The organism is Fimbriimonadaceae bacterium (genome assembly GCA_019638775.1).
Lineage (GTDB): Bacteria > Armatimonadota > Fimbriimonadia > Fimbriimonadales > Fimbriimonadaceae > JAHBTD01.
The window spans coordinates 1-1838 of sequence record JAHBTD010000092.1 but is presented as its reverse complement, the minus strand read 5'-3'; the positions used below and the strand labels follow the sequence as shown (position 1 = coordinate 1838).

The 1838-nt window shown below is 61.5% G+C and carries 2 protein-coding genes; both read right to left on the bottom strand.

Annotated features, from left to right (window positions below; translation table 11 throughout):
* Window positions 1-635, bottom strand: a 635-nt coding sequence (locus tag KF784_20165) for a PepSY domain-containing protein (GenBank protein ID MBX3121373.1), incomplete at its 3' end; no start/stop codon positions are given.
* Between the two features lie 390 nt (window positions 636-1025).
* A partial coding sequence (locus KF784_20160; protein ID MBX3121372.1) for a TonB-dependent receptor occupies window positions 1026-1838 on the bottom strand: 813 nt, incomplete at its 5' end.

Below are 1838 nucleotides of genomic sequence, written 5' to 3'. Positions count from 1 at the left end.
TCGGTCTCTCGTACCGGGGAGAACCATTGCACGACCGAGGTGACGGCGTCGGGAAACTCCAAATAGAACCCCGTCAGGGCAAGCAGTGTGAGGAGGATCGCTCCGACCAAGCCGGTGAGCTTATGCAGGTCATAGTGTTGCCGGATGAGACTTCCATCGGGCTGAAACGTCACGGCACGACGGAGTTTCCCCGGACTCGGCCACCAGAGGTAGAGGCCGCTTCCGATCGAGAGGAGAAGAAATAGGGCCAAGATGCCGACGAAGATCTCGCCCGGTTTTCCCAGCAGCAGTTCTTGATGTACCTCATAGATGAACGAGACGAAAAAGCTGCCCCATTGCCGGTCGCTGAGGGGGCGGGCGGTTGAGGGATCGACGGCGACGACATGCCAGCGCTCGTCTGGAGGAGCAGCAGCAGGATCTTTGAACCAGGCATGGAACGTGTCGCGTTCGTGGAGTGGAAAGATGAGGGTATCGGGAGGAGACCAGTCCGGATGCGCGGTCCTGGCTCCCGCGACGATCTCGCTCAGCGGTTGATCGGTCCCGACCGTTCGGATCAGCTGCTCCGGATTCAGCCATTCATCGAGGGTCTTGTAGAACACCAACAGGCTGCCGGTGAGGCTGGTCAGGACGAACAACGCCCCTCCAATCAAACCCACGTATAAATGGAGACGCAGCCAGAGTTTTTTCCAGGAACGGCGGAAGGACGGGAGCGTGCCGGCGGCAGGGGCCGGATGTACGGCGGTCGGCCGCGGTGCCCCAGAACGGGGACGGACCGGTGTAAGTTCTTGCACGATCATATTATCCCCTTTGTCGCGCCTCTCGTGCTCAGTGATGCGATATGGGCGCACGTAACCGAAGCACCTGCTTCGGTCCTACTATAAGAGACGTACGACGGGCCGGAAACCACACCAGACCGAATGGATGCGACCTGGGCGGTTCATGCCGGCACGAAGGGTGGCGGAGAAGGGGGGGCACCCCTCGTCCGGCCTTTCGGCGGACGAGGGGGCACGGGAGAGGGGCCTAGCTTAGAAGGTCCACTTGGCTCCGGCTTGCCAGAGCGCCGGGAGACCAGGGTAGATGCCACGGGTCCGGTCCATGATGGTGGCTTGATCCAGCATGTTTTTGGCGACGAAGAAGAAGGTCGTGTTGATCTTCTTCACATACTGGTTGACCGATGCGTTCATCATGCACCATCCCCGAACCATGCCCCGTTGACCGTTCGCCGTCGGGGCGACAAGGTTCCGGTCGTCTCCGAACTGATCGCTGATACACTGCGCTTCCAGCCTGGCATTGAACGTGCCGAGCCCGAATGCCCGGTTCGTGTATCCGATTCCCGCCGTCAGCAGATGTCTGGGCGAGTAGGGGAGCCGATTGCCGCTCACGCTCACGACCGCCGCCTCCGTGGGCAGGAGCGCCGCACCGGAGATCGAGCTGTTGCGCGTGCCGATGAACTCGGCCTGTGCAACCCAGGTGTAGTTCAGATCGAGGGTCACATCCTGGTCCTTGTCTCGCCCCTTGAACGCATCCCACAGGTCCAGGCTGGTGGCGAACTCGATGCCCCGATGCCTGGTTTCCCCCGCGCTGGTCAGGGTCGCGCCGGTGCCGCCTGCCGCCGACTGCGAAATGATCTGGTTATCGAAATCCATCTGGAAGAGGGTGAATTCATACCCGGCCCAGTGGGCCAAGTTGCCCCTGGTGCCCAACTCGTACGTCCAGCTCAATTCCGGTCCCAAGTCGACGACGGCTCCGGTGCCGGTGATGGCATCCGAAATCTGCGGTGGCGACATGCCGCGGTGCGCGCCGAAGAAGAACGTGTGGTGTTTGAACGGCGCATACGT